1 protein-coding gene is annotated in these 1590 nt (G+C 45.8%); it reads left to right on the top strand.

Annotation, left to right across the window (positions count from 1 at the left end; genetic code table 11):
* Positions 1 to 106 precede the first annotated feature (106 nt).
* Positions 107 to 1459 (top strand): hypothetical protein, encoded by a 1353-nt coding sequence (locus M3P05_RS20310; RefSeq protein WP_249701956.1) that lies wholly within the window; start codon positions 107 to 109, stop codon positions 1457 to 1459.
* The last annotated feature ends 131 nt before the right edge of the window (positions 1460 to 1590 follow it).

Raw genomic sequence — 1590 nt, forward strand, 5'->3', positions numbered from 1 at the left:
CAGCAATTCCCCAAGAGTTCATTTAACCCAGACGCCCCAAGGCCTACACAACATCGACTATATTTAACTCTCGCGCAATTTTGCTGCTTACTGCACGGTTGTACCAATGCCTGCATCCAAGAAGAAAGCCATTGCAGATGACCTGATTCCTCTGGTTTCGAAACAGGTTTCCAAAATTGAAGACTTTCGTCCCAATAAAATGGATACCAAAATTCCATTGCATGATGCTGTCATGTCCGCTTTTGCCATGATGCATTTGAAGTATCCATCCTTGCTTCAGTTCGACAAAGACAAACTTGAACCAGAAACCCAGGCCAACCTCAAAAGCCTCTACCATGTGAACAAGACCCCCAGTGACACCCATATGCGGGTTATGCTGGATCCTGTCCCCACTCGCGAGCTGGCACCTTGCTTCAAGGCCTTGTTCACTTATGTCCAACGCAGTGGCCGTTTACAGCAGTTTCGTTATTTCGAGGAGGGTTACCTGGTTCCCTGTGATGGTACCGGATATTTTTCTTCAGGAAAGAACCATTGCAGCGAATGCTGTGTCAAGAATCCCGGTACCCCGAAGGAGCAGTACTATCATCAATTACTCGGCATTTGCATCGTTAAACCCGGTATAAAAGCTGTGTTGCCACTGATGCCAGAACCCATTATTCAGCAGGTTGATGCCTCTAAAAATGATTGCGAGGTAAACGCTCTAAAGCGGGCACTTAAACACATTCACCAAGATCACCCCCAGCTCAAGCTGATATTCAATCTGGATGACCTGTACTCCAAAGGCCCCACCATTAAGATGATTCGCTCCTATCAACATAATGTCATCGCCGTTGCCAAAGACAGTGACCATACTTCACTATTTGAAGCTGTTGATGAGTACGACAAACACAACCGGGTTCTGCGATTTGAACAGACCGATGACAAAGGGCATCGACACTGGTTTCGGTATACCAATGGTGTCGCCCTAAACAAAACTCACTCTGACCTGAAACTCAACTTTCTGGAATATGTTGAGTACGACGGACAAGGCAAGACGTGTTACGCCAATAGCTGGGTTACCAGCTTGCCGCTGTCTCACCAAAACTGCATGAAAGTCATGCGAGGAGGACGCGCGAAGTGGAAGATTGAGAATGAGACTTTCAATACGCTGAAAACCCAAGGCTACAACCTTGAGCACAATTATGGTCACGGAGAAGAACACCTCTCCAGCAATATGGCTTGTCTGATGTTTCTGGCCTTTTTAGTCGACCAGATAGAGCAGCTTGCCTGCCCAGTCTTCAACAGAGCCTGGCAGTCGTGTTTTTCAAAAATCAAATTATGGGAAGTTGTACAACAGTACTTTATGGGCTTCCAGATTGATTCATGGTACCAGCTACTCAAAACTCTGGCTTATAGACGAACGAGAGGAACGCCAAGAGAAATCATACATATCAGCAGCCTGGTTCCTGATACCTCATGATAGTAGCTGGCCTTGGTGTATTCAGCGTAAAAGACAATCCAATGAAAACCAGTATTTTTTCTGGGGCTGGATATTTGCGTTTGGAAATAGGAAAGTGGTTTACATTAGTGCAGTACATTTATGGGGAATAG

This window comes from Parendozoicomonas callyspongiae, assembly GCF_023502345.1.
In the GTDB taxonomy this organism is placed as follows: Bacteria; Pseudomonadota; Gammaproteobacteria; order Pseudomonadales; family Endozoicomonadaceae; genus Sansalvadorimonas; species Sansalvadorimonas callyspongiae.

Coding starts and splice junctions, on each gene's coding strand:
- M3P05_RS20310 (WP_249701956.1), top strand. CDS start 107: ATGCCTGCATCCAAGAAGAAAGCCATTGCAGATGACCTGATTCCTCTG.